Annotated in this window: 1 protein-coding gene; it reads right to left on the bottom strand. The window is 67.3% G+C overall.

Features of this window, described 5'->3' with window-relative positions:
• Position 1: 1 nt before the first annotated feature.
• Positions 2 to 1,040: ABC transporter ATP-binding protein (locus tag AB0D28_RS29910; protein WP_357391268.1), on the bottom strand; the 1,039-nt coding region annotated here is incomplete at its 5' end.

The raw sequence follows: 1,040 nt of genomic DNA, 5'->3' as shown, positions 1-1,040 counted from the left end.
CTCATCGGGCCACTCCCACCTGGGCGACCTCGTCGCGGTAGATCCGCTCCCGCGCGGCGACCGGCAGGTGACACGCCACCAGGTGCCCCACCTCGCCTGCCTCCCGCAGCTCGGGCACCTCGGTGCGGGACCGGTCGCCGTTCACCCCAGCCCACCGGCAGCGCGGGTGGAACGCACACCCCGACGGCAGATTGATCAACGACGGCGGGTTACCCGGAATCGGCAGCAGATCCGCGTCCGCGTCACCGTGCAACGACGGCACACTCGACAACAACCCCCACGTGTACGGATGCTGCGGCGACCGCAACACCCGCCCCACACTCCCGTGCTCCACCGCCCGGCCCGCGTACATCACCAACACGTCATCAGCCACCTGAGACACCACACCCAGGTCATGCGTGATCAACACGATCGCCGACCGGAACTCCCCCTGCAAATCCGCAAGCAGATCCAGGATCTGCGCCTGCACCGTCACATCCAACGCCGTCGTCGGCTCATCCGCGATCAACAGATCCGGATCATTCACCAACGCCATCGCGATCATCGCCCGCTGCCGCATCCCACCCGAAAACTCATGCGGATACTGATCGAACCGCCGCGCCGGCTGCGGAATCCCCACCCGACCCAACATGTCCACCGCCCGCGACCGGGCCTCGCGTCTGCCGGCCCTCGGATGATGCACCCGGAACGCCTCAGCGATCTGCCTACCCACCGAGTAGTACGGATGCAACGCCGACAACGGATCCTGAAAAATCATCGCCATGTCCCGGCCCCGCAGCCGCCGCACCTCCTCCTCACCCAACCCCACGAGCTGACGCCCACCCACCCAGATCTCCCCCGACACGGCCGCCCGCTTCACGTCGTGCAAACCCAGAACCGCCAGCGACGTCACACTCTTACCCGAACCGGACTCACCCACGATCCCCAACGTCCGACCCCGCTCCACCGCGAACGACACACCGTCCACGGCCCGCACCACACCGTCCTCGGTGTCGAACCGCACCCGCAGATCCCTGACCTGGAGATAGGGACCGTCGCCG

It is taken from the genome of Micromonospora sp. NPDC048169, from assembly GCF_040652815.1.
GTDB lineage: Bacteria > Actinomycetota > Actinomycetes > Mycobacteriales > Micromonosporaceae > Micromonospora.
This window is presented reverse-complemented; position numbering and strand designations above follow the sequence as displayed.